This window comes from Enterobacter sp. ENT02 (assembly GCF_019219165.1).
GTDB lineage: Bacteria > Pseudomonadota > Gammaproteobacteria > Enterobacterales > Enterobacteriaceae > Enterobacter > Enterobacter mori.
Map to the genome: position 1 here is coordinate 1 of NZ_JAHUWD010000020.1, position 664 is coordinate 664.

The 664-nt window shown below is 56.6% G+C and carries 1 protein-coding gene; it reads right to left on the minus strand.

What is annotated here, in order from left to right; all coding sequences use genetic code 11:
* The coding region (locus tag KW829_RS22720) for a helix-turn-helix domain-containing protein (RefSeq protein WP_218309143.1) at nucleotides 1-599 on the minus strand (599 nt) is incomplete at its 3' end.
* Between the last annotated feature and the right edge of the window lie 65 nt (nucleotides 600-664).

Below are 664 nucleotides of genomic sequence, written 5' to 3' on the forward strand. Positions count from 1 at the left end.
TACTCCAGGAACGCATCCGTCAGGCACTGCCTGACGAAGGGCTCGCTCTCCCGGTACGTTCCCCGGCAGCTCAGAAGATACCGGCTGTGATTGTCGGTCAGGGTGAAAGGATGACAGTATTCCCGGCTCAGCAGCCTGAACTTGCCTTTAAAATCAGCGCTCCAGACCTGATTGTTCTCGCTGATGGTCGTCAGGGGCTGGCGATTGCCCGGGGTTCTGCGTTTTCGCTTTTTATCCGGAACCAGGCCTTCACGCTTGAGGATATCGCCGATAGTGCTGGCAGCGGGGACGGTAAAATCGACGTGATGATTGAGCAGCCACATCCGCAGTTTTTTGGGGCCCCAGTCAGGGTGTTTTTGCCTCAGGGCCGTCAGCTGTCCGGCGATATCATCAGGAACCGTCCGGGAGTGGGAGTGCGGCGCGCGCGACCGGTCAGAGAGAGATGACAGGTCAGAGGGGTCAAAACGCTGAAGCCATTTGTAGCCGGTTTTTCGACTGATGCCGAAGAGACGGCAAAGGGCGGAGAAGGAGTCCGTGCCTGCATGGCAGGCACGGATAAAATCAAGGCGTTGCATAGGTCGGGTCTCAGTCCAGGGCATAGCGAGTCTCCTCTTCTATGCCAGTTATAACTGTTACCCATGTATCCGGTCTAAAGTGTTACCCA